The sequence below is a fragment of the Pseudomonas sp. PSB11 genome (assembly GCF_014596605.1).
In the GTDB taxonomy this organism is placed as follows: domain Bacteria; phylum Pseudomonadota; class Gammaproteobacteria; order Pseudomonadales; family Pseudomonadaceae; genus Aquipseudomonas; species Aquipseudomonas umsongensis.
On sequence record NZ_NOIO01000003.1, the window covers coordinates 255,210 to 282,119 of the forward strand.

The window sequence follows — 26,910 nt, forward strand, 5'->3', positions numbered from 1 at the left end:
GGGCTTGCCCGCGAAGGGGCCCTGATGAGCGCCGTATAAATCAGCAGGCAAAAAAAGGCCCGCATCATTGCGGGCCTTTTTGTTTATATCGCCAGCGTTCAGCCGCGACGACGCGCCAGTGCGTCGATACGCTCTTCCAGCGGCGGGTGGCTCATGAACATGCGGGCGAACCCCTGTTTGATGCCACCGTTGATGCCGAAGGCATTCAGGGTGTCAGGCATATGCACCGGCAGGCCCTGTTCAGCGCGCAGGCGTTGCAGTGCGCCAATCATCGCGCTGGTACCGGCCAGGCGTGCACCGGCTTCGTCGGCGCGGAATTCGCGTTTGCGCGAGAACCACATGACGATGGCACTGGCCAGGATACCCAGGACAAGCTCGGCGAAGATGGTGGCTATGTAGTAGGCAATGCCCTGGCCTTCTTCGTTCTTGAAGATCACCTTGTCGACAAAGTTGCCGATGATCCGTGCGAAGAACATCACGAAGGTGTTCACTACGCCCTGGATCAAGGCCAGGGTCACCATGTCGCCATTGGCCACGTGGCCGATTTCGTGGGCCAGGACGGCTTTCACTTCATCCGGCGAGAAACGCTCCAGCAGGCCCTGGCTGACCGCGACCAGTGCGTCGTTCTTGTTCCAGCCGGTGGCGAACGCGTTCGCCTCATAGGCCGGGAAAATCCCGACTTCGGGCATCTTGATCCCGGCTTCGCGGGACAATTGCTCGACCGTTTGCAGCAGCCATTGCTCGTGACGCGTGCGTGGCTGGCTGATGATTTGGGTGCTGGTGCTCATCTTCGCCATCCACTTGGAGATGAACAGCGAGAACAGGGAACCGGCGAAACCGAAGACCGCACAGAAAATCAGCAGCTGATTGAGGTTGAGATCAACCCCATTGGCCGCCATGAACCCGTTGAAGCCGAAAAGGCTCAGGGTGATGCTGGCAATCAGCACGACCGCCAGGTTAGTGGCCAAGAACAGCAGGATGCGCATCATGGTTGTAGAAATCTCCTCATGCTAAAGATGTAGCGTACTGCGGGGTATATAAGGTGCCGCAACGGGGTATTCAACCGAGTGACTATTTCAAACTGTGTCCTACAGCAACAGCGTAGCTGTTTGCAGGGCATTTCCGACAAGGGCTGGCAAAGTGATTTGCCAGCCAACCGGCAACAGAGTGCCCGTCGTTACTCGATGTGACCAGGCAATGGGGCAGTGCACGGGCATCGCGAGTGAGGTCACGGGTAGGGCGCGAGCATATGTTGCAGAATGAATCACGGTGCGATGTTTCTGGCATCGCACGGTGACTGGCTGCTTACTGGCGATAGGATTTGAGGAAATTGCCAATGCGTCCGATGGCCATGTCCAAGTCATCGACGCGCGGCAGGGTCACGACGCGGAAGTGGTCGGGCCATGGCCAGTTGAACGCCGTGCCTTGCACCACCAGCAGCTTCTCCGAGAGCAGCAGGTCGAGGACGAATTTTTCGTCGTTGTGGATCGGGCAGACCTTCGGGTCGATCCGCGGGAACGCATACAGTGCACCCATCGGTTTGACGCAGCTCACGCCAGGAATGTCGTTGAGCAGTTCCCAGGTGCGGTTACGCTGCTCCAGCAGTCGCCCTGGCGGCAGCACCAGGTCGTTGATGCTTTGATAGCCACCCAGTGCAGTCTGGATCGCGTGCTGGCTCGGCACGTTGGCGCACAGGCGCATGTTAGCCAGCATGTCGATGCCTTCGATGTAGCTCTGGGCGTGGTGCTTCGGCCCGGAAATAGCGATCCAGCCGGAACGGAAACCCGCCACTCGATAAGACTTGGACAGGCCGTTGAAGGTCAGGCACAGCAGGTCCGGCGCCAGGGACGCGGTGCAGATGTGCACGGCGTCGTCGTACAGGATCTTGTCGTAGATTTCGTCGGAAAACACCACCAGGTTGTGCTGGCGGGCCAGCTCCAGCATGCCCAGCAGGACTTCTTTGGAATACACCGCACCGGTCGGGTTGTTCGGGTTGATGATCACCAGTGCCTTGGTGTTCGGGGTGATCTTGGCCTTGATGTCCGCCAGGTCCGGCCACCAGTTGGCTTGCTCGTCGCACAGGTAATGCACCGGGTTACCGCCCGAGAGGCTTACCGCGGCGGTCCACAACGGGTAGTCGGGCGCTGGCACCAGCACTTCGTCGCCGTTGTTGAGCAGGGCCTGCATCGACATCACGATCAGCTCGGAAACGCCGTTGCCCAGGTAGATGTCTTCAATGCCGACGCCTTCCACCTGCTTTTGCTGGTAGTACTGCATCACGGCCTTGCGCGCGCTGAACAAGCCCTTGGAGTCGCTGTAACCCTGGGCAGTGGGCAGATTGCGGATCACGTCCTGGAGGATTTCGTCCGGCGCTTCGAAACCAAAGGGCGCCGGGTTGCCGATGTTCAGCTTGAGGATGCGATGGCCTTCCTCTTCCAGGCGTTTGGCGTGCTTGAGCACTGGGCCGCGAATGTCGTAGCAGACGTTGGCGAGCTTGTTCGATTTGCTGACCTGCATGGCGATGTGTTCCCGAAAATGAACGATCCAGGCGGTGTGTGGACAACCGTGCTGGGAATCCTGCGTAATCACACAGGCCTGACGCCTTGAGAGGCAGCACCCATAAATCCGTTTGAATGCGCGTGGTCTGGCTGCCAGACTGGCGTTTGACGAGGCGCAATCATACGTGCCGCCCGATCCGTGGAAAAGGTACAGATCGGGCTTTTTCAGTTGCTGAGGTGTGATGATGGAAAAGTTGGAAAAAACCCTGGAAGAATGGAAAGCCATGCTCGATCCCGAGCAGTACAACGTTTGCCGCCTCAAGGGCACCGAACGCCCGTTTTCCGGTAAGTACAACGGCACCAAGACCGACGGTATCTACCACTGCATCTGCTGTAGCGAGCCGTTGTTCGATTCCAGCACCAAGTTCGATTCCGGCTGTGGCTGGCCAAGCTTTTATGCGCCGATCGGCGATAGCGCCATGACCGAGATTCGTGATGTCAGCCACGGCATGATCCGCACCGAAGTGGTCTGCGCCAAATGTGACGCGCACCTGGGCCACGTATTCCCGGATGGCCCGCCGCCAACCGGCCTGCGTTACTGCATCAACTCTGTGTGCCTGGACCTGGTACCCCGCTCGTAACGCGAACCCTGTAGGAGCTGCCGCAGGCTGCGATCTTTTGATCTTTGTTTTCTCTCTCAATCGCGAAAGATCAAGATCAAAAGATCGCAGCCTGCGGCAGCTCCTACAGAGATTGAGTGTTGATTGAGGGGCAGGTGGGATTTATTAGATTGCACACAATTCAATTGCTCGCTATGTTTGTCGCATCATCCCCTTTTCGAGTGCCTCGATCATGAGCGACAACCTCCTAAACATTCCCTGCACCACCATCAAGGGCGAACAAAAAACCTTGGCGGATTTTGCCGGCAAGGCCGTATTGGTGGTCAACACCGCCAGCAAATGCGGCTTCACCCCGCAATACAAAGGCCTTGAGGACCTGTGGCAGACCTACAAGGATCAAGGCCTGGTGGTGCTTGGCTTCCCCTGCAATCAATTCGGCAAGCAGGAACCGGGCAGCGAAGGGGCGATCAGCGAGTTCTGCGAGCTGAACTACGGTGTCAGTTTCCCGCTGTTCAAAAAGATTGAAGTCAATGGCGACGGCGCCCATCCCTTGTTTGTGCAGTTGAAAAAGCGTGCGCCGGGTGTGCTCGGTTCCCAAGGCATCAAGTGGAATTTCACCAAATTCCTGATCGGCAAGGACGGCCAGCTGGTCAAGCGCTTCGCGCCAGCGACCAAGCCGCAGGACTTGAGCGGTGAGATCGAAGCACTGCTCAAATGAACAGCTTGTCCGTCGACTCGCTGAGCCTCGACAGCCAGCTCTGCTTCAAACTGTATGCGGCGTCCCGCGCGGTCATTCGCGCCTACAAGCCGATGCTCGATCAGTTGGGCCTGACTTATCCACAGTACCTGGCGATGCTGGTGTTGTGGGAATGGCAGGCGGTTGCCCCGGAGCAGCCGACGGTCAAGGCGCTGGGTGAGCGCCTGGCGTTGGACTCCGGCACGCTGACGCCGCTGCTCAAGCGTCTTGAGCAACTGCAACTGGTTCAGCGTCAGCGCTCGGCGCGCGATGAGCGCGAGGTACACCTGAGCTTGTCGCCCAAGGGCACCGCACTGCGTGATCAGGTCGGGCCGCTCAAGGCCCGCCTGTTATGCGACAGCGGTGTGGATCTGGATCGGCTGAATGACCTGCGCGACGGCCTTGACCACTTGCTGGGGCAAATCAAGGCGTTGTCGTAGCCGGTATCCAAACGTCCAGCAGGGCGGCAAGCTCTTCCCGGCGGAAAGGCTTGGCCAGGTAGTCGCTCATGCCCGCTGCACGGCAGCGTTCGCGTTCTTCGGACATGGCGTTGGCGGTCAGGGCGACGATGGGCAGTTGCGGCCACCGACCACTGCGGCGGATTTGCCGACTGGCTTCATAGCCGTCCATGACCGGCATATTGCAATCCATCAGCACCAGATCGAAGTCGCGGCCTTCCAATTGATCCAGTGCCTCGGCACCGTGCGCGGCGACAATCACGTCGCAACCGAGTTTACCCAGCATGCCCTTGGCCACCAGTTGATTGACCGGGTTGTCCTCCACCAGCAGCACTCGCGCACGTCGCTGCGGGACGTGGCTATCGACCCGGGTATCGATGGGGGTATCGGTTTGCGCCAGCAAGATTCGTCGCAAAGTCTGATACAGCGCATTGCGTGCCAGTGGGCGTGCCTGCTGCTGCAGGGGGGCGAGGGCGCTGACTTGTTCGCTGGGCATGAAGCTGCCGTAAGCGGTCACCAGCAGGATGGGCGCGCCGACGGTAGGGCGCAGGTTGAACAGGCACTCGGGGCAGTCGGTGATCAGTACATCGGGGTTCAAGCCGAGCAATGGATCATCAATCGACCGTTGCTGATAATCGAGCCCCCACCCGGGCAATACACGGCTCAGCAGCTCCGCCAGGCCGCTGCTGGCGGCGGTAATCGCGATAACCTTGCCCTGCAGGGAAGCCGGGGCCAGTGCCCGGGTGTGACTGGGCAGGGGCAGTTGCGCGCAGAACTGGCTGCCGAAACCGGGTTCAGAACTGATGGTGAGCCGGCCTTGCATGGCTTCACACAGGTTGTGGGTCAGGGCCAAACCCAACCCGGTGCCGCCAAATTGTCGGGTAATCCCGGCCCCAGCCTGGGTGAAGGGCTTGAAGATCTTCACCTGAGCATCCCGGGGGATGCCAATGCCGGTGTCGCAGACTTCGATGCTGACGCCATCCTGGTAGGTCGACAGACGCACATCGACCCGGCCAAAGCGGGTGAACTTGAGCGCATTGGACAGCAGATTACTGACGATCTGCCGGACCCGTGTCGGATCGCCGAGCACCAGCGCAGGAAAGTCCGGATCGATCAGGCAGGTCAGTTCGACACTCGGCGCGGCGTTCTGCGACAGCAGGTTGGCCGTGTCTTCGACCAGCGAACCAAGGTCGAACGGGATGTGCTCGAGTTCGAGCTGGCCGGCATCGAATTTCGACAGGTCGAGAATATCGTTGAGCAACTCCACCAGCACTTTGCCCGAGTCATGGGCGATGGCCAGCTGTTGCTGTTGCTCGGCAGACAGCGGGCCGTCCAGCGACAGCGCGATCATGCCCAGCAAGCCATTGAGGGGCGTGCGAATTTCGTGGCTCATGTTGGCCAGGAACACTGAACGCGCTTCGGCCATGTCCAGGGCGGTACTGCGCGCGACTTCCAGTTCCTGGTTGGACTGACTGAGCCGGGCGTTGATGCTCTTGAGTTCGGTGGTGCGCGCCGAAACGATGTTTTCCAGCTGGCCAAGATAGTCGGTCAGACGGTTTTCGGCGTTGCGTCGCTGCTGGATTTCGGTGGCGATGTTTTCGAATTGCTGGTTGGCGACTTTCACCAGTACGCCGATTTCATCGTTGGCATGCCCCGCCGGACATTCCAGGGAGGTCGGCTCCGCGCTGCGCGGATCGCGGCCACTGAGTTCGCGGATGACCCGCACCAACGGCTTGGTCAGCATCACGTAGAACAGCGCCAGCAGGATACCGCTCAGGAGCAGGCTGCGGGCGAAACCATTGATCAGGGTGACCTCGGCCCGCCGCAGGAACCGGTAGCCGAACGAGTAAGTGTCGACGTCCAGTTGCAGGGTACCCAGGGATTCGCTGGGCAAATGATCCAGGTACAGGCGGTCTTCGAACTGCCGGTTGGCCCCGAACAGAAGGTCACTCAAGACCCGATAGTCGCTTTGCAGGCCTGGACGCTTGACCTTGGCCAGGATACTGCCGTTGTTGTCTGTCAGTTTCGCACCGATGATCGCGGGCGAGCGCAACAGGCCCAAGGTCAGTTCCTGGGCGAGTTCGGCGTCGATGTTGTAGGCGATGCGCGAGGCGGGGTTGTGACTGATTTCGAGCAAAGACAGGATTTCGCGGTTGATGGAGGCGTCTTCACTGGCATAATCGATGCCTATTTGCAGCACGCTGAGCAGCATACCCAGAACAAAACCGACCAGCACGGTGAGCCGCGCTTGTTTGTAAGACAGCCGGTTGGTGAACTTGATGTCCATGGGGTGTTGAATCACTTCCGTTTTCCTTCGCTGCTCAAGCATAGTCGATCATGCAGGGTGATCCCGCGAGCCCCGCAACAGGGCGGTTGACCGTTCATCGAACGCTGTATTTCGTTGCTGTATCGCCATCATTACTGTGAACGTGCCCGAGGAGAAGACGTGGATTCCCGATTAAATGCTTTTCTTGAGCGTGCCGATGCCGTTCTGGCCCGTATCGAACCGTTGTTGCCCACCCCTCGGCAAGCCATCGACTGGACCCATTGCCTGGCTGCGCGCTGGCAGCGTGAGGGGCGCAGCGGTTTTCTGCTACCGCTGCAGGTCAGCCTGGACATGCGTCTGAGCGACCTCATCGGTGTCGACCGCCAGGTGGAGCAACTGGGACGAAATACCCGCCAGTTCCTCGATGGCCTGCCGGCCAACCACGCCCTGCTCTGGGGTTCGCGTGGCACTGGCAAATCGTCGCTGGTGCGCGCCTTGCTGGCTGAGCACGCCGAGGCCGGTCTGCGCCTGATCGAAATCGAGCGTGATCACCTGGCGGACTTACCGCGGGTGGTCGAGCAGATCGCCAAGCTACCGCAGCGTTTCGTATTGTTCTGCGATGACCTGTCGTTCGAGTCAGGCGAGGGCGACTATCGCGTGCTCAAAAGCGTTCTCGACGGTTCGCTCGAACAGGCACCGGACAACGTGTTGCTGTACGCCACCTCCAACCGTCGACACCTGGTGCCGGAAAAGGAAAGCGATAACGAAAACTGGAAACGGGTCGATGGTGAATTGCACCCCAGCGAGGCAGTGGAAGACAAGATCGCCCTGTCGGATCGCTTCGGCTTGTGGCTATCGTTCTATCCGTTCACCCAGGAGCACTTCCTGGATGTGGTCGAACACTGGATCGGTCAATTGGCCGACAAGGCAGGCCTGCCGTGGCAACGCACCGAAGAGCTGGACGTCCTTGCGGTGCGCTGGGCCACGGGGCGGGGCAATCGCAACGGACGTTGCGCGTATCAATTTGCCCGCTATTGGGTGGGGTTGAAACTGTTGGAGCACAAGGCATGATCGATTTACAAAAGAGCGGCCAGGGCCTCGAGGGCTACGGCATGCTGCACGCGCAGCTGGAGTCCTTGCTGGCGGATGAGCGTGATTTCATTGCCAACGCCGCTCAGTTTTCGGCGTTCCTGTTCAATCAACTCGAGGGCTTGAACTGGGCCGGGTTCTACCTCAATCGTGATGGGGAGCTGGTGCTGGGGCCGTTCCAAGGGCAAATCGCTTGCGTGCGGATTCCGTTCGGCCGGGGCGTGTGCGGGACGGCGGCGGCGACCTTGCAGACCCAGCGAGTCGAAGACGTGCACGCGTTTGCCGGGCATATCGCGTGCGACAGTGCGTCGAACAGCGAACTGGTCGTGCCCTTGGTCAAGGATGGTCGCCTGATCGGCGTGCTCGATCTCGACAGCCCGCAACTGGCGCGTTTCACTGCGCAGGATCAAGCCGGCATCGAGCAATTGGCCGCTATTTTCCTGCGCCTGACCGACTGCTGATCACGCTCTCAAGCCTGCCTTGACCAGCAGGCTTGGCGCATCCACTGCATCGACCTGCTCTGGGGCGAGGAAGCGTCGGGCGTACTGCAGGTAAATCTGCGCGTTGATGAACAGTTCGAACAACTGTGGGTCGATGTGGGCATCCCGGCACATGTTGGCCATGATGCCCAGCGCTTCACTCAGGGTCTTGGCTTTCTTGTAGGGACGGTCGGCGGCGGTCAGCGCCTCGAAGATATCGGCAATCGCCATCATCCGCGCCGGCAGGCTCATCTGCTCACGCTTCAAGCGTTTCGGATAACCCGTACCGTCCATTTTTTCGTGATGGCCGCCGGCGATCTCCGCGACGTTGCCCAGGTGCTCGGGGAAGGGCAGGTGGCTGAGCATCAGAATCGTTTGCACCATGTGGTGGTTGATGATGTAGCGCTCTTCGCGTGTCAGGGTGCCTCGGGTAATGCTCAAGTTGTAGAGCTCGCCGCGGTTGTACTTGTAATGCGGGACATCGAGCTTGAAACCCCAGGGATTGTCCTGGGCAATCACTTCGGCTTCGGTGCGTTCGAACAGATGCTCGGGCCGGTCCGCCAGCAACGTCTCGCAGACGGGCAGTGTGGGTGCGGGCGTGCGTGCCTGGCGCTGGTTCTCCTCCCAGGAAACACCCAGGCGGTCATCCAGGGTCCGCGTCCAGGTGCGTTGACCGATACTGCGCAGGCGTTGCAGATCGGCTTCGGCCATGGTCTCGCCGCCGAGGTTGCAGCGGGCGATGAAGGCGAAATCATCATCGAGCTCCGCCAAAGTGGCATCGCGCTGTTGCGCCAGGGGCTGCTCATCGCCACCTTGGGCAATGGCTTGCCAATAGTGGATCCAGGCATCGCGCTTGAGCACTTCGAAGCGGGTGCGTATTTCGTGGATTCGGTCGTTCAGGGTTTCGAGCTTGGTGGCTTTGTCGACGACGTACTCCGGGGTTGTCACCTTGCCGCAGTCATGCAGCCAGGCGGCGATGTGCAGCGCCTCCCACTCATCGTCCGTTGGCTGGTAGCCGCTGAAAGCCGGGTCCTGGCTGGCTGCCGCAGCCTGGGCGAGCATCAGCGTCAGCGCCGGCACTCGTTGGCAATGGCCACCGGTATAGGGGCTCTTGGCATCTATCGCGCCGGCCAGCAGCTTGATGAAGGCGTCCAACAGCTTTTTTTGCCGGTCCTGCAAGCGATGGCTTTCAATACTCACAGCGGCGGCACCGGATACCGCCTGCAGGAATGCGATGCGGTCGGGACGCAGTTTGTCCAGGTCGCTCTCGTTGCCGCTGTCGGCCAGTAGAAACACCAGCAGGCCGACGGTTTCGTTGTGACGATTGTGTAAGCGGATGCCGATCAGGTGAACGCGGGGACAGGCCATTGCCAGCAGGACTTTTTGGAGATCCCCCGCCTGTTCGAAGCCCAGGTGGGTGACAACGTTGTCGGCCGTCGACAGCTGCTGCAGCCAGGCGGGGCTGTCTGCGTCCTTGAATGCGTGTGCGCGAAGGTCGAATGAAGACAGGGCGTGTGCGGTGTCGTTGATCACCAGGCCCTGGGGTTCCATCAGGTCGCCATCCCCTTCGCGCAGGTAGATCAGGCCAGCCTGGGCCCGGCCGATCCTTACCGTTTCAAACAGCACCCGCTCCAGCAATGGGGCAAACCGGGTCTCGGCGCTCAGGCTGTCAGTGATCTGGAAAAAGCTCGCCAGGGTATCTTTCATCCGCTCCATGGACAGGCTTAGCTGGTCGACCTCAAGTACCGGAGAGCGACGTGTGGCCGGAAAGTTGAAATCGAAACTGCGAATGGCATCCGCTTCCTGCACCAGGGAGCGCAGGGGCTTGACCAGGATCCTGGACGTCAGCCAACCCAGTGGCACGCACAGCAGCAGGGTCGCCAGGGTAATCAGTGCGCCTTGCCAGCGCATGCGGTAGGCATCGACGAGCAGTTCATCTTCAGGTATCAGCATTGCCAGTTGCAGCCCCTGGGGGCCGCCTTCCTGCATGCGGCTACGCGCAACAATCCATTGACGACCCATGGCAGCCAGGCGATTACCCGGCGCAGGTGTGCCGAGCAGCGCCTGCAGGGCCGGGCTGAGGTCGGCGGCCTTGCTCAGGCGGGCGGTTTGATCGTCAACGATCAGGCGCCGGCTGTCGGGATAAGCGATGGCATTGCCTTGCGCGTCGAACAGCACGATCTCGGTAGCGGGCGTCACCACATGCTTGGCCAGTGTGGCCGAAAGCTCGGCCAGGGTCAGGTCGGCCGCGAGTACGGCATGCTCGCCGCTGCGCCGTGCCAGGGTGGTACCGACATTGTGGGTCGAGAAAAAAACGTAGGGTTCGGTGGTGATCTGGTCAGTGTTTTGGCTGGCGCTGATAAACCAAGCGCGGCCACGCGGATCGTAGGTTTCTTCCGGGTTGTCCTGACGGCTGACGAGCGTCAGCTCCCGATCAAAAAACAGGGATTGCGAATGGGCCTGGCCGTTGCTGTTTCGCTCGATACTCCAGACCTGGTAGACCGCGGTATCCGGGGCCTTGAGTAGCGCCTTCTGATCTGGGGTGCGCAGCGGGCGAACCATGAAGAAGTCACCGGTGTCGTACCCCACGTACAGCGAAGCCAGGTCGGGGTTGTCCTGGAGTGACTGACTGAAGGGCAGTAGCAGCGCCAGGCGCTGCTGCAGATCGGGCGCCTGGGTGGCGGGGGTAAGCGTCAACAGGCTCAGCAGGTGCCGAATCGGTTCATAGGTGGCGTGCAGGTCCAGGCGCACGTCCTGTTCAATTCGGCTGAACAGTTTTTCACTGCTCGACAGAATGATTTGCGTGGTTTGCTGATAGTTGAAAATGCCCAGCACGATCCCGGTCAGCAACAGCAGGCAAGTGAACATCACGCTGATATGAACGTGCAGGGGAAAACGGCGTTGATCCGGACGCAGTGGGCTGGGCATGCAGGTCACTCCATGATGGTTAACACACTGCTCCGCGTCCAAGCATAGTTAAGGCTCGCTCATTGTGCAGGGGGCGTTTGCTCGATCTGTTGCAGCAATGCCTGCTCCAGTTCGAGCAAAGCGTGCTCTACGGCGTCGCAGCATTCGCTTACTTTCTCGGGGGAGAAGGGGGCATGGCCGGCAGCCTCGAGCGCCTCGCAGCTGTCGATCAACCGAGTGGCCTGGACGATTCGGGCGGCGCCCTTGATTCTATGGGCAATGTCGAGATATGCCTGTGGGTCCCGTGTGCCTGACAGCGCCTGCAGGCTCTGTCGATCCAGGCGGTTGCTGTTCAACAGTTCGGTCAGCAGGCGCAGGTTTAACGTTGAATTGCCACCCGTCAACACATGCAAGCCTTGCTGGCTGAAGGCTGGTGCGGCGGCCGCGGGCTGGATGCCCTTGACCCATTGACCCAGGGCGGCCAGGGACAGTGGCTTGAACAGGCAGTCGTCCATCCCGGCCTGTTTGCAACGTTGAATCTCTTCCGGTTGAGCATTGGCGGTAAAGCCCAGGAGGGTGCAGCGCGGCAATTGTGTTTGCTGTTCATGTCGACGAATGGCTTGGGCCAGTTCGTATCCGTTCATGACCGGCATGTTGCAATCGGCGATCACCAGGTCAAATTTGTCGGATTTCCATGCGTCCAAGCCAGCCTGGCCATCTGCCGCGACGCTGAATCGATGGCCCAGAAACTCCAGCTGCTGGCACATCAGCAAGCGATTGGCTGCGTGGTCGTCGACCACCAGCACATTCAATGGGACCGTGGCGCAGTGGATGGGCGGCTCAGCTGTTTGCTCCCGTGATTGGCGAGGCAGTGCAGGTAACGGCAATGAAATCCTCACCCGGGTACCGACGCAAGGCTGGCTGCTCAACTGCAGGCTGCCGTTCATCATCTCGCACAGGCTGCGGCTGATTACCAGGCCAAGCCCGGCACCCCCCCTGGCCGACTGAGCAGTATTACCGGCCTGGGCGAACGGTTCGAACAGGCGTTGTTGATCCTCATGGCTGATCCCCGGGCCAGTGTCTTCGACCAGCAGCAGCATTTGAACCTGGTTGGGTTTATCGGTCAGGTGCAGGGCGACAATAATCCTGACCTGGCCATGCTCGGTAAACTTGATGGCATTGCTGACCAGGTTCGACAACACCTGCTTGAAGCGCAGGGGGTCGAGCAACACGTCGATCATCGGGTTGGCCGGATTGAATTCCAATTGCAGTTCGAGGCCCTTCTGTCGTGCCAGCCCATCGAAAATACGCGCCACTGACGCCACGATTTCCTCTGGATTGACCCGTTCCGGGTTCAGGCTCAGGTGGCCGGACTCAATGCGGGCAATATCGAGGATGTCCCCGATCAGTTCCAGCAGGTCCCTCGCCGAGTGGTAGGCCACATCAATGGCGGGACGATCCGGGTGCTGGTGGTCGATGCGTTTGAGCGTCAGTTCGAGCATGCCGATGATGGCATTCATCGGGGTGCGAATTTCATGACTCATGGTTGCCAGGAACGTACTCTTGGCGCGGTTCGCTTCGTCGGCACGTTCCTTGGCACAACGCAGGTCATCGAGCAATTGCCGCCGTTCGCTGATGTCGATCCAGCCACCAATGATGCCCTGGACCTCACCACTCGAGTCACGGTACGGAAGAATCCAGTGATAGATCGTCAATCGGCGGTCGCCAATGTGCAGCGCACGGTCAAGGATCATGGGCGTGCCCTCGGTCACGACACGCTGGTAATCGGCCTGGTACTCCCGGGCTTCGAAGGCGTTCCCGAGGGTGCCCTGGATCACGCTTTTGCCGATCACGTCTTCGCGTTTTGTGTTGAAGGTTCGCAGGTAACTGTCATTGCAACTTTGCAGCAGTCCTTGACGATCACGCACATAAATTGGATGAGGCGTGCCATTGACCAATGAACCCATGAATTCCAATTGATCGTTCAGCGCTCGCTCGGCCGCCCTGCGTTGATTGATCTGACGCCGCATGTAGGCGTTCCAGGTCACGGAGATCAACAACAGTAATCCCGCACCGATGACGATCTGATAGAACACCCGTTGATAATTGCGCCAGGTACTTTGCGAGGACGCCGAGTAGCCACGCCAACGGTTATTGATGACGCCCAGCTCCTGTGGCGTGATGCTCAACAGTGCCTTGTTGAGGATGTCATTGAGTTCCTTGGCATCGCGCCCGGTTGCCAGGGAGAACGCCGCCTGCCGGGTGCCGATGGTGGTGCTGATTTGCAGATCGGTTTCGAACAGTTGCGAGGCGATGAAGTAGTTGGCGATCACCAGCGAATTCACTGCGCCTTCCACCCGGCCTTCGGCGAGCATTTCTACCGCACTGAAGGTGTCCGGGGTCTTGATCAACCGGATCTGCGGAAACTCGCTGCGCAGATACTCGACCAGGGGATTGCCTCGGGCAATTGCCAGGCTCTTGCCCTTGAGCTGCGCAAGGTTTGTCGGACTGTCATGCGCCTTGCGTGTCAACAGGACGTAGGAGTTCTGCAGGTAGGGGCGGGTAAAATTCAGCAAGTTATCGCGTTTCGCGCTGGGGAGCAGCGCGGCGATCACGTCGGCCTGACCGGTCTTGATCCGCTCGATCATGTCGCTGTCGCTGCGGCTGCGCTGAATATCGAAGCGCAGGCCGGTACGCAACCTGATCAACTCGAGCAGATCCGCGGCAATTCCACGAAAGTTGCCGGCGCTGTCAAAAAAAGTCAGTGGCGCATAGGCCTCATTGACGACTACCCGGACCACCGGATGTTGCGCCAGCCAGTGTTCCTCATTGTAACTGAGCTCCAGTTTCTGGTCGGTGAGCAGGATATCGCTCCCGGCGCTCCAGCGCTTGGCGATGTTTTCCCGTTCGCTGGCGGGGATAGCCTTGAGCATCGTGTTGATGATGTCGAGCAGTTGTGGATTGGTCTTGTGCACCGCAAAACTGAAACCGTGGGCTTCGTGCCTACCGAAACTGGCCATGCGAATGTTGTTCAGATAGCCCTTGTTGATCATGTAGTGGGTTGAAATGGTGTCACCGAGAAAAACATCGGCCTGACCGAAAGCAACGGCATTGATCGCGTTCTGGTAGGAGGGGTAGGAGGTGATGATTGCCTTCGGATACAGGGCCTTTACCTCCTCCAGGGGCAGGTAGTGATAAAGCATGCTCAGCCGTAATCCGGACAGCCCATCATTGAGCGTGCGGGTTTCGCCTTCACGTGTCACCAGGACCGGTTGATCGACCGCATAGGGCCTGGAAAGCGCGATATGGTCATTGCTCGCCTCGAATCCGTTGGCGGTGCCCAGCAGGTCTACCTCGCCGTTTTCCAGTGCTTCGATTGCAGCTCCCCGGGAGGTGAAGCGCCGGACCTTGATGGGCAGGTCAAGCACCGTGCCAAGAATGCCCGCGTAGTCCGCAGTAAAACCTTCGTAGTCATGACCGCTGCTGGTCAGGTCGAAGGGGGGATAGTCGGGTGCTGAAGTACCCAGGATCAGTTCCTGTTTGCTCCGGGCCCAATGTCGCTGTGATTGATCCAGCTCGACTTTCAGGTGCAGGGGGGCTGAACGACTGAGCAGGGTGAGTTGCTCGGAGGCCTGCGCGGCGTGCAGCGAGGTGCACAGGCACAAGCTTGTAATCATGATCAGCAAATAGTCCTTCAAGCGACTGGGCATCCTGTGTCTCACACTAACAAGTTACGTTTTGCCATCTCGATGAGTTCAACCAGTGATTTGGCCTTGAGCTTTTGCATGAGTCGTTTTTTATAAGTACTGACCGTTTTGTTGCTGAGAAACATGCCCTTGGCAATTTCCTTGTTGTTGCGACCTTGTGCAAAAAGTTGCATGACCATGAGCTCCCTGTCATTGACTGACTTGAACAGTTCGAGTTCGGCGCACCGCGCTTCATCACCACGGGCAGGGTTCAAGGCTTCACTGGGGAAATAGTTGTAACCTGACAGTACCGCTTTAATGGCGCTCACCAGTTCGCTCAGTTCTTCCTGTTTGCAAACATATCCCGAGGCGCCGGATTGCATGCAGCGTATACCGAACAGTTTCGGGCATTGTGCGGTCAATACCAGGATTCTCGGGGGTGTATGCATGGCGTTGAAACGGGTCAGCACTTCCAGGCCATCCAGTTTGGGAATGCTGATATCGAGAATGACCAGGTCGGGCATGCATTCACGCACCATCTGCATGGCATCGACACCATTATCGGTTTCACCGACGACTTTGAAGCCCTCGTGCTCAAGCAACATACGAACGGCAAGGCGGATGACAGGGTGATCGTCGACGATAAAAACGGAGTTCATAATCAAATCCCATGCGAGCTCAGATAAAGCGCGCACCTTAGCTCAGATAGTTGATGTGCCGTATGAACTGACGGGTCTGTCGTGGCAATATAGGAAAGTTCCTACGTGCGAAAAGGAAATTACTTACGTGTCAACTGGTATTTGGTGAGGTTAACGCAATTAGTGTTGCTGTTTAATTATGGGGCGCAGGCGAAAATTTGCAGGTCACGGATTTTTCATCTGGGCCTGTTCGGAGGGTGCGGAATAAGTTTCAACAGGCGACTCAGTTCGCATTGTTTCAAAGGTTTTATCAAGCAGCCAAGTAATGGCAGTCCATTGAGCAATGCCATCATTTCAAGTTCGCGCAGTTCGGTAGATGTCAGGCTACTTAAAAGTATCGCCTGCTTGATCATTCCCCGATGACTGGCAATTTTTATCAGGTCAATGCCGGATACTTCGGGCAGGCACTGGTCGCATAACAGAATATCGAACGGCTGTTCTGCCCTGAGCATGTGTTGCAATGCGCCTGTGGCACAGTCGCTGGTGGTTAAATGAATGAAGCCGTAACTCTCAAGCAGGCATTGAGTAGCCTTGAGCTGAAATGGGTGGTCTTCCACCAGCATGATGCGCAGACTGTCGTCGATCATATTATTCACGCTTCTTCTATCGGAACCGATAGGCGTGATTGTTTCCTGTCAAAATCGCGCATTCGATCAGTGCACTCGACAGATGCTGTAGGGGAATTCGGTGTTCGTTGAAAGTTATTTGAACTTCAGGACTGAACGGCCATTACCTGCGGGGTAATAGCCGCTCGACCAATAGTTTTCAGTGGCTGGAGCGTCCTGTCATCTCGAGAGCCATATGGCTGGCGTAGCTATCGGTCATGCCAGCGATGAAATCGATCATGCGCAGGAACGAGTTGTGCAGGGGGCCGTTCGGATCGGGTGCATTGTTGCCCAGCAGGTCGAGAACCCGTCGGCTCTTGAAGGACGGCGTTCGACCGTTGTGTTGCTCCAGTGCGGCACCGCAGAAAGCGTTGAGCAGAATTTCCAGGGTGGTGTAGGCACCGATTTCGTGCAGGGTCTTGCGTTTGTCCTGGAAGATTTTCTGCCGAGCCATGTCCTTTGCATTGAGGACACAGCGTTTGGCCGGGCCGTGCATATGCTCCACCAGGTCGCCAGGCAGGGAGCCGGCCAACAGTGCATCCTGTTGCTCGACAAAGGCGCGGGCCGCTGCGTTGGTCAGGTGCTCGATGGCCTTGCCCCGCAGGATCGCCAGTTTGCGTCGCCGCGAATCGTTCGGGCCGAGCAGGCGATAGGTTTGCGGTAAATCGTCGCCCACCAGATCCAGTAACAGGGACTCGACTTCGGCGTACTCCAGCAACTCCATTTCCAGGCCGTCTTCGAGGTCGATCAATGCGTAGCAGATGTCATCCGCGGCTTCCATCAGGTACACCAACGGGTGGCGTGCCCAGCGCTGCTCCTCAAGCTGTGGCAGGCCAAGTTTTTGCGCGATCTGTTCCAGCAGCGGCAGTTCGCTCTGGTAGCACCCGAATTTGTGCTTCTTGTACCCCAGAGAGTCGGCGTGCCTGGCTGTCCATGGGTATTTCAGGTAAGTGCCCAAGGTGGCATAGGTCAGCCGGGTTCCGCCGTCGAACTGGTGATACTCAAGCTGGGTCAGTACCCGAAAGCCTTGGGCGTTACCTTCGAAGTTGAGGAAGTCATTGCGCTGCGCTTCACTCATCGCATCCAGCCAGCCCCGTCCAGCGGCTTGCTGGAACCAGTGCCGAATCGCGTCTTCGCCGGAATGGCCGAAGGGTGGATTGCCGATGTCATGGGCCAGGCAGGCCGATTGGACCACCATTCCCAGATCACTGGGTTCACACCAGTCGGGCAGGGCGCTGCGGATGCTTTCACCGACGCGCATGCCCAATGAACGGCCTACACAGCTGACTTCCAGCGAGTGGGTCAGGCGCGTGTGGATATGGTCGTTGCTGTGGACCGGATGAACTTGAGTCTTGCGTCCGAGACGGCGGAACGCCCCCGAGAAAATGATGCGGTCGTGGTCTTTGTGAAAAGGACTGCGGCCCACTTCTTCCGGGCTGTACAGGGGCTTTCCGAGGCGTTCGCGGGTAAGCAGGGTAGGCCAATCCAAGGCTGGTTCTCTCCGTCAGGTGACTGATTGGCTAGCTTCCCGGTTCGCATCGTTACCTGCAAGTGTCACTACAGCCCCATGGCATCGATATCGATGAGCAGCAGGCGTTCGCCGTTGTCGAAAAATTGCCCGGCGGTGAGGCAGTACTGATTGCTGGTGGCGTCGCGATACGTATTGGAAAGGGTCAGCTGACACTCGTCCCAACCCTGCGCCAGCAGGTGATAGAAATACGGACGCCACGACCAGTTATGGCCCAGATAGCGGTTGTCGGCGACCCACTCGCTATTGCGCCACTCCAGGTTGGGCGTCAGCTGCGTACCGTGACGGTCACACTGGTAGAAACGCAGTAGCCAGGGAAAGGCCTCCAGTCGTGGCAGGGCACTCAGGGGTGCCCTGGCCTGTGCCCAGGCCTGCAGGATCGCCATCAGCTCACTGAGTTGCTGGCGCATGATCTTCAGGCGACCGCGCTCGGCCAGCTTTTGCTCCACATAGCGCTGGCGCAGATGCGCAAAGCGCTCGACGAAGGCGTCAGCGGCAAAGAAATCCGCTTGTGCCCCGGCAAACAGAAACCCCTGGACGTAACGTGAGCCGCACTCCAGGGCGAAATTCAGTTGCGCTTCGGTTTCCACGCCTTCGGCAATGATCCAGCAACCGGTTTTTTCCGCCATTTGTGCAAGGGCCTTGACCACATCGCTGCTGGGTCCGCCCAGAGCCGCCGCCTGGAACAGGCGCATATCGAGTTTGAGGATGTCCGGTTGCAGCGCCAGTACCCGATCGAGCTGAGAGTACCCGGCACCGAAATCATCGATGGCAATCCGTGCGCCGGCTTGCCGATAGCGGGCCACCACGTGAGCCAGGCGCTGGACGTCACCACCCAGTTCGGTGATTTCGAAAACGATGCGTTGCGGGTCGACGCCGTGCTTTTGCAGCTGGCCGAGGCTGGGCAACGGCTGGTCCGGGCGCAGGCGGCTGATCCAGCGTGGAGAAATGTTCAGGCTGAGAAACCAGTCGCCGGGTGCTTCATGCAGGCGGCTCAGCGCGTTATCGCGTAGCTGGCGGTCCAACCGACGCAGGGCAACGGCGTTGGTTCTGGGATCTGCGAACAGCGGCCCCACCGAAACCAGTTGGCCGTCCGCCCGGCGAAGGCGGCCCAAGGCCTCCACGCCGGCGATACCGCCGGTGGCGGTATCGATGAACGGCTGAAAGCAGGCGAGCGGTTGCCCGTCGATCACAAGGCCTCCTTGATGGATCTTGTTATTGGATAAAGCCCGGGCCACCGGATAGGCGCGCAGGATTGAACCCCTCGATGGAGAGGTTCGATCCCGTGGGTACTGCAAGAATGTAGCCAGATACTGACAGGGTCAGTGTTTACGCGAAGAACCTTGCAAGACCAGTTTGACCAGAGGCCCCAGCGTGGTGCCCAGGCGGACCAGTCGGGCCAGGCTACCCACGCCGTTGGCCTTCCTGGCGCCCTTGCCGCTCAGAAACCCCAGCAGGGTGACAGCGGCCACGCCCCACAGCGGGGCATGCTTGATGCCGAAACCGTCCTGCAGGTTTTGGGTCATTCCACGTACCCGCTGCAAGGGTTGCAGTAGTTGCGCGGATTCGTGGCGGATCTCTTGGCGATGCATTTCCATGCGCAGGCGTATCAGTGCCTTGCGCATTTCCGTGCGCGAGCTGTTTCGAGGCAGTTCAGGCAGGTTCATGGCAGCAGGCGCTCCCGATCATTGGCCAGCTCTTCCAGCGTGCCATGGAAAGGCGAGGACTCGTCGAAGATCGCCGCTCTCAGGCGCATGCCGCAGAAGACGCATGCCAAGGTGTAGAACACGCAAAGCGCGATGATGGCAGGCAAGCGGTAAGTGTCCCAAAACAGGATCAGCACCAGGGTGGACAACCCCACCAGCAACAATAAGGCAAACACCAGCGCCAGGCCTGCGAACAGCAACAGGCTCACAGTGCGGGCTTTTTGTTCCTGCAGTTCGATGCCGAACAGTTCGACATGGCTGTGCAGCAGTCCAAGGAAAGCGGCACCCAGGCGCCGCGGTGAGGAACTTGGGCCTGTCCCGGACGAGCCGGATTCATCGATGGCCATATCAGCGCCGAGTAGCTAGCAAGCCAATCAGGAAGCCCACGCCGGCCGCGATTCCGACCGATTGCCATGGGTTGGCCTGGACATAGTCCTCGGTGGCGGTCACGGCAGCCTTTCCGCGTTCGCGCAGGGAGTCTTCAGTCAGTTTCAAGGTTTCACGTGCACGCAGCAGACTGTCGTGGATCTGGTCGCGCAATTCATCGGCCTGGTCACCGGCCAGGGAGGCGGTGTGCTCCAGCAACCGTTCGGTATCGCTGACCAGTGTCTGAAAATCGCTCATCAAAATTTCTTGAGCAGTCTTTGCCTTGATGCTGGCCATTGGTGATCTCCATAAGTGGCGTCTGAATCGTTCGAGTATGAGCCTTGTGCGAAGGTTCAGTACAAATGACTGGTACAACTTTTGCTGTGTCGTGGTGCGTCAGCCCGCGCTGTTGCGCTGTTGCTGGGCAAGATTCCCGTAAAACCTTAACTCAAACAATCGAAACCCGCGCGAATGTCCCGGTCGTGATTGGCCTTGATGAACCTGTGCTCCAAAACGGTTCATCGGTAGAGACGTGTTGAAGTCTCAACTTGGTGCATGGATTGCCCGCACGAACTGCTTTGGTGCTTTTTTCAGCCTTAAGGTCTGCCTAATCCATGGAAAATCTGCAAAGCGCTGTGGACACCCTGGTCCATAGCTCCAATACCTTGTTCATCCTGATCGGCGCGGTCATGGTGCTGGCCATGCATGCCGGGTTCGCCTTTCTTGAAGTGGGCACGGTTCGGCAAAAAAACCAGGTCAACGCCTTGTCGAAGATTCTCAGCGACTTCGCTGTTTCGACCCTGGCCTACTTCTTTATAGGCTATTGGATTTCCTATGGGGTGACTTTCATGCAACCGGCGGCGGTGATCAACGCCGATCACGGCTATGGCCTGGTGAAGTTTTTCTTCCTGCTGACCTTTGCCGCGGCGATCCCGGCAATCATTTCCGGAGGCATCGCCGAGCGGGCCCGGTTCGTCCCGCAGTTGTGCGCGACGGCGTTGATCGTGGCATTCATCTACCCCTTCTTCGAAGGCATGATCTGGAACGGCAACCTGGGCCTGCAGGCCTGGCTGCTGGAGCATTTGGGCGCCAGCTTCCACGATTTTGCCGGTTCCGTGGTGGTGCACGCCATGGGCGGTTGGCTGGCGCTTGCAGCGGTGCTGTTGTTAGGGCCACGCAACGGGCGTTATCGCGAAGGGAAACTGGTGGCGTTCGCGCCGTCGAGCATCCCGTTTCTGGCATTGGGCTCGTGGATTCTCATCGTCGGCTGGTTCGGCTTCAACGTGATGAGCGCGCAAACCCTGCAAGGGGTCAGCGGGCTGGTAGCGGTAAACTCGCTGATGGCCATGGTCGGCGGTACGGTGGCGGCGCTGATTGTCGGGCGCAACGACCCGGGCTTTCTGCACAACGGTCCACTGGCCGGCCTGGTAGCGATCTGTGCCGGTTCCGACCTGATGCACCCGGTGGGTGCCCTGGCCACCGGTGCCATCGCCGGGGCGCTGTTTGTCTGGTGCTTTACGGCCGCGCAAGGCAAATGGCATATCGATGACGTGCTGGGCGTCTGGCCACTGCATGGTCTGTGTGGCGCCTGGGGCGGGATTGCCTGCGGCATTTTTGGCCAGGCGGCCTTGGGTGGATTGGGCGGTGTCAGCCTGCTCAGCCAGTTGATTGGCACTGCGCTGGGTGTGATGGTGGCGCTGGCCGGTGGCTTTGCGGTGTATGGCGTGATCAAGGTGTTCCATGGTTTGCGCCTGAGCCAGGAAGAAGAGTATTACGGCGCGGACTTGTCGGTGCACAAGATCGGCGCCGTCAGCCAGGATTAACCGTGGGTTCATTGGCTCGACGGCATTTCCGGGCAGGCCTAGAATAGGCTCTTAATTTTTTGGTTGAGCGCTCATGCTTCCTGAATGTCAGCTGTTCGGCACGCTTGGGTGCCATCTCTGTGAAGTGGCCGAAGCCATGTTGATGGAGTTTGTCGAGCGTGGCTTGCTGGTGGAGCTGGTGGACATCGCGGAAGACGAAACATGGTTCCAGGCCTACAGCCTGCGCATTCCGGTGTTGCGTCGGCTCGACACCGGCTCGGAACTGGGTTGGCCCTTTAGTCCCGACGAAGTGGTGGCCTTCTTGCGTGAATGATTTTGTTCCGCCCGTCGAACTTCAGGATCTATCCCCTTGGCTTAATTGGCGCGATTCGGATACTGTATGCGCATACAGTTATCCGGGTTGTTGCCTTGTCTGCGCTGATTTTCGGCTTTGAGCGGGGCAAATCCGGGCGAGAGAGGGTGAGTCGTGGTCAATGTCGAACAATTGAAAAGCAGCGTTAACCGCATGTCGGTGGATGTAGTACGCGAAGCCGTCGCTGAATTGCGTCTGGACGGCTTGGTAACGGAGGGCAAGACGCCCTTCAACAAGCTGCATTTCAATACCTGTTTCGCTGAAATCGAAGCCTTGTTTCAGCGCGCTGGCTATCACCGGCAGCTGGATGTCGTGGGCTATCAGGGTTTGTTGTATGCACTGTATGACCCGGGTCGCTGGGAGGCGGTCGACGTGTTGCGCTGGCTCAAGGAGTACACCGAGGCAGCCGGGCGAGCGCAGATACCGGCTTGAGGATTCTGCGCTAGGTTCGCTTGCGTTGCTGTTGGATAATGCCGCTCTGCATTCAAGGTAAGAGCTTTTGTATGTCCACTTCATCTTTTTCTGCTGCACACAGCCAGGCCAGCACGCTGTACTTGCCGCCCGGCCCGTGGCAGACCGTTTTCGATTGCCTGTGCGAGCACTTCAGCGCCATCGGTCGTGAACAGTGGCTGGACAGAATCGCTCGCGGCCGCGTGCTCGATGGGCAGGGCGCGCCAATTGCCCTGGACCTGCCCTACAAGGAAGGCCTGCGGATTCACTATTTTCGCGAAGTGCCGGATGAAAAATCGATCCCGGTGGTCGAGTCGATCCTGTACGCGGACGAGCATCTGGTCGTGGCAGACAAGCCTCATTTCCTGCCCGTGACCCCGGCGGGAGAATACGTTGAGCAGACCCTGTTGCGCCGTCTTATCCGTCGACTGGATAACCCGCATCTGGTGCCTTTGCATCGCATCGACCGGCATACGGCGGGGCTTGTGCTGTTTTCAGCCAATCCGCAAAGCCGTTCGGCGTATCAATCGTTGTTTCCAACACGACAAATAGAAAAGCGCTACGAAGCTATTGCCCGGGCGTTGCCTGAATTGACGTTCCCCCTGGTGCACAAGAGCCGGCTCATCGATGGCGAGCCTTTCTTTCGCATGCAGGAAGGTCCGGGCGCGAGCAACACCGAGACGGCTGTCGAAGTCCGGGAGAAGAACGGTGATCTCTGGCGTTATGGCCTTTATCCGGTAACGGGCAAGAAGCATCAGTTGCGGGTGCACATGACGGCGTTGGGCGCGAGCATCTGCAACGATCCGTTTTATCCCCAGGTGCTCAAGGATGTGCAGGATGACTACGCCAACCCGCTGAAGCTGCTGGCCCAGGGCCTGAAATTTGTAGACCCGGTATCCGGCGAGGACAGGGAGTTCGAGAGCGCAATCACACTGCAATGGTGAGCAAGGGCGTCAAAAAAATCGAATTTGTGCGCAGCGCTACAGTCTTTTGATCAGGCGCCACGCATGTGGCGTCCGATGAACTCGGCGCAGCCGCATGGTTATCAGGCGCGCCGAGACCTCCCAAGCAAGGAGATTTTCATGAAACGCACTGTTTTCGCTGGAATGTTGATTTGCGCCGCCATGTTGTCCTCTTCCGTCTATGCCGCAGACAACGATCTGTGCACCATCAAGCTGCAGGAGCTCAAGGACAAGGTCACAAGCCTGCCTGCCACGTCCGAAAACACCACCATGGAAATCAAGCGGATGCAGGCCAGCGCTGAAGCGGCCCGGGCTGCCAAGGATGACAAGAAATGCATCACCGAAGCCACCCAGGCGCTGGCACGGGTGGATAAACTGAACAACGAGCCAAACCCGTAGCGCGGGGTTTTCGGTTGCATAAAAAAATGCCCCGACAAGTCGGGGCATTTTCATGTATCCGGTAGTCACCGCGAAGATTACAACTCTTTGACGGTACGAACCTGATCCTTGTTGATGCGGTTTTGCTTGCCATCCAGTTGTTCGAATTCGTAGAAGCCCGAATCCTTGTCATAGCTTGGCGTATCGACGGCCTGGATTTCGCGACCGTCATTCAAAGTGATCACAGTAGGCGATGCGCAACCGGCGAGGGTAGCGAGGCCCAGTGCAAGCATGAAAGTGGCCAGGGTCCGTTGAGTCATGGAAGTGTCTCCGAAAATGAATTCTTTTGGTTGCTGGGGTTGAGACGTGAACAGCGCGTGCAAGTTCCTTGATACTCAGTCTGACACACCGTCTGGCATGCTTAATAGTTCCGGCGTATTAAGGTTTGCCAGGCGCGGATCGTTGTCGGGGCACTGCAATGCAGTAGCGCCCAGCCTGCGCATGAGTCGTCCCGGACTACGCTCCCCCTCCTTCCAGGCCGTTTCGAAATCAACGCGCAGGGCCAGGGGAATTACGCACAACAGGGGTTCCCAGTGATCGTCATGGCGCAGCATCAACGGTTTGTCGGGATGCTCGGCGGCGGCTTCGCGCATGCGGGTGAGCAGTGCGTTGTCGATGCGCGGGACATCACAAGGCAAGACTAGCAGGTGTGGATGCCGAGCAGCCTTCAGACCTGCAAGAATGCCCGCCAAGGGGCCCGGAAAGTCGCCTTCGTCGTCATGGACCAATTGATCGGCGTAGGGCGCGTACCTTTCCAGGTTCCTGTTGCAAGAAACGATCAAGTCATCGCTCAGAGGGCGCGTCTTGCGGTGCAAATGCGCAATCAGCGGCTCGCCGTGCCATTCCAGCAATCCTTTGTCCTGGCCGCCCATGCGTTGGCCACGGCCGCCTGCCAGGAGCAAAATGGAGCAGGGTGGCAACGCAGGATTTGAAGTCATGGCAGGCCTCCATGGGGGCGGCGGAAAATGGGGTCGCTGTGATATAACACCGGGCTGTTTCTCCTACAACTGGACGAGCCTATGAAAGCCAAGGCTGATGTACCTTTCGCACCGCTCAACATCGCGGTGTTGACGGTCAGCGACACCCGTACCCTGGAAACCGATACCTCAGGCCAGGTCTTCGTTGACCGCCTGACGGCTGCCGGACATAACCTGGCCTGTCGGGTCTTGCTCAAAGATGATCTCTACAAGATTCGCGCGCAAGTTGCCAACTGGATCGCCGACGACGTCGTACAGGTGGTGCTGATCACCGGTGGCACTGGCTTCACTGGTCGTGACAGCACGCCGGAAGCGGTGAGCTGCCTGCTCGACAAGCAAGTCGATGGTTTTGGTGAGTTGTTCCGCCAGATATCGGTGGCGGACATCGGCACCTCCACCGTCCAGTCCCGCGCATTGGCCGGTCTGGCCAACGGCACGCTGGTGTGCTGCTTGCCGGGGTCGACCAATGCAGTGCGCACCGGTTGGGATGGCATTCTTGGCGAGCAGCTGGATTCGCGGCATCGCCCGTGCAATTTCGTGACTCACCTGAAACAGGCGGCACCCTGTGAATCCCGCGGGTAAGCCGGGCAAGACTGGCAGCCTGATGCCAGTCGAGGTGGCCCTCGCTCGCTTGCTGGAAATGGCGGACGCCTCACGAATTGTCGAGCGCGAGCGTTTGCCATTGGCGCAAGTCCAGGGCCGGGTGCTGGCCGATGATCTGCTGTCGTCCCTCGATCTGCCGCCGTGGCCCAATAGCGCGATGGATGGATATGCCCTGCGCGTGGCCGACTGGAACACAGAGCCGCTGGTCGTCAGTCAGAAAGTGTTTGCTGGCCAGGCCCCTGTTGAGTTGACGCCGGGCACCTGTGCACGAATCTTCACCGGGGCACCTGTGCCACCCGGTGCAGATTGCGTCGAGATGCAGGAGAACGCCGAAGTCCTGGGGGATGAACGTGTACGTTTCACCGAAACCCTGGTCATCGGGCAGAACATTCGTGCGCAAGGACAGGAAACCACCGTTGGCGAACTGATCCTGCCTGCAGGAACACGGCTGGGGCCAATCGAACAAGGCCTGGCAGCCTCGCTGGGGTGTGCCGAGCTGGAAGTGATTCGCAAGGTACGCGTGGCGGTGCTGTCCACTGGCGACGAATTGATCGAGCCAGGCCAGGCGTTGGGGCCAGGGCAAATCTACAACAGCAACCGCGTGTTGCTCTGCAGCTGGTTGCAGCGCCTGGGTTGCGAGGTCATTGATGCCGGAATTCTGCCGGATGACCTGGATACCACGCGCACACGCCTGGGCGAGTTAGGGGATGTCGACCTGATTCTCTCGACCGGTGGCGTATCGGTGGGGGAGGCCGACTTTCTGGGTATCGCCCTGAGAGAAGAGGGCGAGCTGGCGCTGTGGAAACTCGCCATCAAACCTGGAAAACCCCTGACTTTCGGGCATTTTCGTGGCGTACCGGTGATTGGCTTGCCAGGCAACCCCGCCTCGACCCTGGTGACCTTTGCCTTGTTGGCAAGGCCTTATCTGCTGCGGCGCATGGGTGTCCTGGAGGTGGAGCCTCTGAAGGTGCAAGTGCCAGCTGGGTTCGACTGGCCCAAGGCCGGCAACCGACGCGAGTACCTGCGCGGTCGGCTGCAGAACGGCCGGGCCATCCTCTACAGCAATCAGAGTTCCGGTGTGCTGCGTAGCGCGGCCTGGGCCGATGGATTGGTCGAGGTCATGGAGGAGCGAACACTGGTGCCAGGCGATGTCGTCTACTTCATCCCGCTGAGCGAAGTGTTGGGCTGAGCCTGGCCGCCGCCAGGCGTGCAAGTCCGGTTGATCGCGCCGGGTTTTGCACCCATGCCCAGTCAATGGGCCAACAGCAGTAGTACCACCTGATCAAAACGGCTGTTGGCGATCCAGCCCAGCAGCCCCAGGACTACGGCTGTTCCGACCGCCGAATAGGCGAGCCTATGCCTGACGGACTTGATGTCACTGCGAATCTTTTCCAGGTCGCTGCGCAGGGTGTCCAGTGTCTCAAGCTCGTTGAGGCGATGTGGCATATCAACTTCTCCGCTGGATTTTGCATCGCTGACGAATTCAGCTTGATGATTGGCCCGTTTCATTGCGAGCGGCATCACCGGAACCACCGGTGACCTGGTGTCATGTTGTTGCATTGCACATCCTTGTGTCTGTCCTGCTGATGACTGAAAACCGCTGACACAAAAGTGGACCAATCGTCATTTCTGGTCAATTGAGCCGTTTCCTCACGTTTTGTAA

27 protein-coding genes are annotated in these 26,910 nt (G+C 58.9%); 12 read left to right on the forward strand and 15 right to left on the reverse strand.

The features are described 5' to 3' along the window. Positions 1 to 98: 98 nt before the first annotated feature. Both htpX and CGA21_RS06195 read right to left on the reverse strand, forming a co-directional pair. The gene (gene htpX, locus CGA21_RS06190; RefSeq protein ID WP_110749676.1) at positions 99 to 989 is read right to left on the reverse strand and encodes a protease HtpX; all 891 of its coding nucleotides are present in this window, start codon (positions 987 to 989) and stop codon (positions 99 to 101) included. A gap of 316 nt (positions 990 to 1,305) precedes the next feature. Then, positions 1,306 to 2,517 (reverse strand): pyridoxal phosphate-dependent aminotransferase, encoded by a 1,212-nt coding sequence (locus CGA21_RS06195; RefSeq protein ID WP_007983502.1) that lies wholly within the window; start codon positions 2,515 to 2,517, stop codon positions 1,306 to 1,308. Between the two features lie 226 nt (positions 2,518 to 2,743). On the opposite strand from CGA21_RS06195, the gene msrB reads away from it, so the two are divergent. The 3 genes from msrB to CGA21_RS06210 all read left to right on the forward strand — a co-directional run bounded on the left by msrB (position 2,744) and on the right by CGA21_RS06210 (position 4,294). Further along, on the forward strand, positions 2,744 to 3,139 hold the full coding sequence (gene msrB / locus CGA21_RS06200) for a peptide-methionine (R)-S-oxide reductase MsrB (RefSeq protein ID WP_020796802.1): 396 nt from the start codon (positions 2,744 to 2,746) through the stop codon (positions 3,137 to 3,139). A 211-nt stretch (positions 3,140 to 3,350) separates the two neighbouring features. Beyond that, positions 3,351 to 3,836, forward strand: a complete 486-nt coding sequence (locus CGA21_RS06205) for a glutathione peroxidase (protein WP_110749674.1) — start codon at positions 3,351 to 3,353, stop codon at positions 3,834 to 3,836. Next, a complete protein-coding gene (locus CGA21_RS06210; RefSeq protein WP_020796804.1) occupies positions 3,833 to 4,294 on the forward strand; it encodes a MarR family winged helix-turn-helix transcriptional regulator in 462 nt (153 codons plus the stop codon). Before CGA21_RS06205 ends, CGA21_RS06210 begins: the two co-directional genes overlap by 4 nt. On the opposite strand, the gene CGA21_RS06215 is transcribed toward CGA21_RS06210, so the two are convergent. Further along, positions 4,278 to 6,641 (reverse strand): response regulator, encoded by a 2,364-nt coding sequence (locus tag CGA21_RS06215; protein WP_110749672.1) that lies wholly within the window; start codon positions 6,639 to 6,641, stop codon positions 4,278 to 4,280. The genes CGA21_RS06210 and CGA21_RS06215 overlap by 17 nt on opposite strands. Before the next feature lie 117 nt (positions 6,642 to 6,758). On the opposite strand from CGA21_RS06215, the gene CGA21_RS06220 reads away from it, so the two are divergent. Beyond that, positions 6,759 to 7,649: an ATP-binding protein gene (locus CGA21_RS06220; RefSeq protein WP_110749670.1), complete on the forward strand. Its 891-nt coding sequence runs from the start codon at positions 6,759 to 6,761 to the stop codon at positions 7,647 to 7,649. Beyond that, positions 7,646 to 8,128 carry a GAF domain-containing protein gene (locus CGA21_RS06225; RefSeq protein ID WP_020796807.1) on the forward strand — a complete coding sequence of 161 codons (483 nt, stop codon included), beginning with the start codon at positions 7,646 to 7,648 and terminating at the stop codon, positions 8,126 to 8,128. Before CGA21_RS06220 ends, CGA21_RS06225 begins: the two co-directional genes overlap by 4 nt. On the opposite strand, the gene CGA21_RS06230 is transcribed toward CGA21_RS06225, so the two are convergent. The 9 genes from CGA21_RS06230 to CGA21_RS06270 all read right to left on the reverse strand — a co-directional run bounded on the left by CGA21_RS06230 (position 8,129) and on the right by CGA21_RS06270 (position 19,939). Further along, on the reverse strand, positions 8,129 to 11,074 hold the full coding sequence (locus CGA21_RS06230) for an HD domain-containing phosphohydrolase (protein ID WP_188263779.1): 2,946 nt from the start codon (positions 11,072 to 11,074) through the stop codon (positions 8,129 to 8,131). A 59-nt stretch (positions 11,075 to 11,133) separates the two neighbouring features. Next, positions 11,134 to 14,763, reverse strand: a complete 3,630-nt coding sequence (locus CGA21_RS06235) for a transporter substrate-binding domain-containing protein (protein ID WP_188263780.1) — start codon at positions 14,761 to 14,763, stop codon at positions 11,134 to 11,136. Positions 14,764 to 14,771: 8 nt separating this feature from the next. After that, positions 14,772 to 15,398 carry a response regulator transcription factor gene (locus CGA21_RS06240; protein WP_110749658.1) on the reverse strand — a complete coding sequence of 209 codons (627 nt, stop codon included), beginning with the start codon at positions 15,396 to 15,398 and terminating at the stop codon, positions 14,772 to 14,774. 215 nt (positions 15,399 to 15,613) lie between these two features. Then, on the reverse strand, positions 15,614 to 16,024 hold the full coding sequence (locus CGA21_RS06245) for a response regulator (protein WP_110749656.1): 411 nt from the start codon (positions 16,022 to 16,024) through the stop codon (positions 15,614 to 15,616). A 178-nt stretch (positions 16,025 to 16,202) separates the two neighbouring features. Next, positions 16,203 to 17,531 (reverse strand): deoxyguanosinetriphosphate triphosphohydrolase, encoded by a 1,329-nt coding sequence (locus tag CGA21_RS06250; protein ID WP_020796813.1) that lies wholly within the window; start codon positions 17,529 to 17,531, stop codon positions 16,203 to 16,205. A gap of 68 nt (positions 17,532 to 17,599) precedes the next feature. Beyond that, the gene (locus tag CGA21_RS06255) at positions 17,600 to 18,763 is read right to left on the reverse strand and encodes an EAL domain-containing protein (RefSeq protein ID WP_110749652.1); all 1,164 of its coding nucleotides are present in this window, start codon (positions 18,761 to 18,763) and stop codon (positions 17,600 to 17,602) included. A gap of 129 nt (positions 18,764 to 18,892) precedes the next feature. Next, positions 18,893 to 19,237, reverse strand: a complete 345-nt coding sequence (locus CGA21_RS06260) for a hypothetical protein (protein WP_188263781.1) — start codon at positions 19,235 to 19,237, stop codon at positions 18,893 to 18,895. Further along, entirely contained in the window at positions 19,234 to 19,623 is a 390-nt protein-coding gene (locus CGA21_RS06265) for a phage holin family protein (RefSeq protein ID WP_020796816.1), read from the reverse strand. Before CGA21_RS06265 ends, CGA21_RS06260 begins: the two co-directional genes overlap by 4 nt. A 1-nt stretch (position 19,624) precedes the next feature. After that, entirely contained in the window at positions 19,625 to 19,939 is a 315-nt protein-coding gene (locus CGA21_RS06270) for a YqjD family protein (protein ID WP_008055105.1), read from the reverse strand. 317 nt (positions 19,940 to 20,256) lie between these two features. Between CGA21_RS06270 and CGA21_RS06275 the strand changes: the two genes are divergently transcribed. From CGA21_RS06275 to CGA21_RS06295, 5 genes are all read left to right on the forward strand, one after another. Then, positions 20,257 to 21,465, forward strand: a complete 1,209-nt coding sequence (locus CGA21_RS06275) for an ammonium transporter (protein ID WP_110749648.1) — start codon at positions 20,257 to 20,259, stop codon at positions 21,463 to 21,465. 73 nt (positions 21,466 to 21,538) lie between these two features. Further along, the gene (locus tag CGA21_RS06280; RefSeq protein ID WP_110749647.1) at positions 21,539 to 21,778 is read left to right on the forward strand and encodes a glutaredoxin family protein; all 240 of its coding nucleotides are present in this window, start codon (positions 21,539 to 21,541) and stop codon (positions 21,776 to 21,778) included. A gap of 153 nt (positions 21,779 to 21,931) precedes the next feature. Beyond that, positions 21,932 to 22,249: a hypothetical protein gene (locus CGA21_RS06285; protein ID WP_020796820.1), complete on the forward strand. Its 318-nt coding sequence runs from the start codon at positions 21,932 to 21,934 to the stop codon at positions 22,247 to 22,249. 71 nt (positions 22,250 to 22,320) lie between these two features. Beyond that, positions 22,321 to 23,211, forward strand: a complete 891-nt coding sequence (locus CGA21_RS06290; protein WP_110749645.1) for a pseudouridine synthase — start codon at positions 22,321 to 22,323, stop codon at positions 23,209 to 23,211. 138 nt (positions 23,212 to 23,349) lie between these two features. Beyond that, positions 23,350 to 23,628 (forward strand): hypothetical protein, encoded by a 279-nt coding sequence (locus CGA21_RS06295; RefSeq protein ID WP_020796822.1) that lies wholly within the window; start codon positions 23,350 to 23,352, stop codon positions 23,626 to 23,628. Between the two features lie 77 nt (positions 23,629 to 23,705). Here the strand turns inward: CGA21_RS06295 and CGA21_RS06300 are convergent, their stop codons facing one another. Then, on the reverse strand, positions 23,706 to 23,927 hold the full coding sequence (locus CGA21_RS06300; RefSeq protein ID WP_020796823.1) for a YgdI/YgdR family lipoprotein: 222 nt from the start codon (positions 23,925 to 23,927) through the stop codon (positions 23,706 to 23,708). A gap of 75 nt (positions 23,928 to 24,002) precedes the next feature. Next, positions 24,003 to 24,605, reverse strand: a complete 603-nt coding sequence (gene mobA / locus CGA21_RS06305; RefSeq protein WP_110749643.1) for a molybdenum cofactor guanylyltransferase MobA — start codon at positions 24,603 to 24,605, stop codon at positions 24,003 to 24,005. 81 nt (positions 24,606 to 24,686) lie between these two features. Between mobA and moaB the strand changes: the two genes are divergently transcribed. Together moaB and glp are read left to right on the forward strand one after the other, a co-directional pair. Continuing rightward, on the forward strand, positions 24,687 to 25,226 hold the full coding sequence (gene moaB / locus CGA21_RS06310) for a molybdenum cofactor biosynthesis protein B (protein WP_020796825.1): 540 nt from the start codon (positions 24,687 to 24,689) through the stop codon (positions 25,224 to 25,226). Then, positions 25,210 to 26,436 (forward strand): gephyrin-like molybdotransferase Glp, encoded by a 1,227-nt coding sequence (gene glp, locus CGA21_RS06315; RefSeq protein ID WP_110749641.1) that lies wholly within the window; start codon positions 25,210 to 25,212, stop codon positions 26,434 to 26,436. Before moaB ends, glp begins: the two co-directional genes overlap by 17 nt. 62 nt (positions 26,437 to 26,498) lie before the next feature. Here the strand turns inward: glp and CGA21_RS06320 are convergent, their stop codons facing one another. Continuing rightward, positions 26,499 to 26,807: a hypothetical protein gene (locus tag CGA21_RS06320; protein WP_110749639.1), complete on the reverse strand. Its 309-nt coding sequence runs from the start codon at positions 26,805 to 26,807 to the stop codon at positions 26,499 to 26,501. Positions 26,808 to 26,910: the final 103 nt, after the last annotated feature.

Bases quoted from the DNA above. Each gene is read 5' to 3' on its own strand.
- CGA21_RS06225 (WP_020796807.1), top strand. From the start codon at position 7,646: ATGATCGATTTACAAAAGAGCGGCCAGGGCCTCGAGGGCTACGGCATG.
- CGA21_RS06245 (WP_110749656.1), bottom strand. From the start codon at position 16,024: ATGATCGACGACAGTCTGCGCATCATGCTGGTGGAAGACCACCCATTT.
- CGA21_RS06235 (WP_188263780.1), bottom strand. From the start codon at position 14,763: ATGCCCAGTCGCTTGAAGGACTATTTGCTGATCATGATTACAAGCTTG.
- mobA (WP_110749643.1), bottom strand. From the start codon at position 24,605: ATGACTTCAAATCCTGCGTTGCCACCCTGCTCCATTTTGCTCCTGGCA.
- CGA21_RS06265 (WP_020796816.1), bottom strand. From the start codon at position 19,623: ATGGCCATCGATGAATCCGGCTCGTCCGGGACAGGCCCAAGTTCCTCA.
- CGA21_RS06195 (WP_007983502.1), bottom strand. From the start codon at position 2,517: ATGCAGGTCAGCAAATCGAACAAGCTCGCCAACGTCTGCTACGACATT.
- htpX (WP_110749676.1), bottom strand. From the start codon at position 989: ATGATGCGCATCCTGCTGTTCTTGGCCACTAACCTGGCGGTCGTGCTG.
- CGA21_RS06210 (WP_020796804.1), top strand. From the start codon at position 3,833: ATGAACAGCTTGTCCGTCGACTCGCTGAGCCTCGACAGCCAGCTCTGC.
- CGA21_RS06290 (WP_110749645.1), top strand. From the start codon at position 22,321: ATGTCCACTTCATCTTTTTCTGCTGCACACAGCCAGGCCAGCACGCTG.
- msrB (WP_020796802.1), top strand. From the start codon at position 2,744: ATGGAAAAGTTGGAAAAAACCCTGGAAGAATGGAAAGCCATGCTCGAT.
- CGA21_RS06275 (WP_110749648.1), top strand. From the start codon at position 20,257: ATGGAAAATCTGCAAAGCGCTGTGGACACCCTGGTCCATAGCTCCAAT.
- CGA21_RS06300 (WP_020796823.1), bottom strand. From the start codon at position 23,927: ATGACTCAACGGACCCTGGCCACTTTCATGCTTGCACTGGGCCTCGCT.
- CGA21_RS06320 (WP_110749639.1), bottom strand. From the start codon at position 26,807: ATGCAACAACATGACACCAGGTCACCGGTGGTTCCGGTGATGCCGCTC.
- CGA21_RS06205 (WP_110749674.1), top strand. From the start codon at position 3,351: ATGAGCGACAACCTCCTAAACATTCCCTGCACCACCATCAAGGGCGAA.
- CGA21_RS06230 (WP_188263779.1), bottom strand. From the start codon at position 11,074: ATGCCCAGCCCACTGCGTCCGGATCAACGCCGTTTTCCCCTGCACGTT.
- CGA21_RS06270 (WP_008055105.1), bottom strand. From the start codon at position 19,939: ATGGCCAGCATCAAGGCAAAGACTGCTCAAGAAATTTTGATGAGCGAT.
- CGA21_RS06295 (WP_020796822.1), top strand. From the start codon at position 23,350: ATGAAACGCACTGTTTTCGCTGGAATGTTGATTTGCGCCGCCATGTTG.
- moaB (WP_020796825.1), top strand. From the start codon at position 24,687: ATGAAAGCCAAGGCTGATGTACCTTTCGCACCGCTCAACATCGCGGTG.
- CGA21_RS06215 (WP_110749672.1), bottom strand. From the start codon at position 6,641: ATGCTTGAGCAGCGAAGGAAAACGGAAGTGATTCAACACCCCATGGAC.
- CGA21_RS06280 (WP_110749647.1), top strand. From the start codon at position 21,539: ATGCTTCCTGAATGTCAGCTGTTCGGCACGCTTGGGTGCCATCTCTGT.
- CGA21_RS06260 (WP_188263781.1), bottom strand. From the start codon at position 19,237: ATGAACCTGCCTGAACTGCCTCGAAACAGCTCGCGCACGGAAATGCGC.
- CGA21_RS06240 (WP_110749658.1), bottom strand. From the start codon at position 15,398: ATGAACTCCGTTTTTATCGTCGACGATCACCCTGTCATCCGCCTTGCC.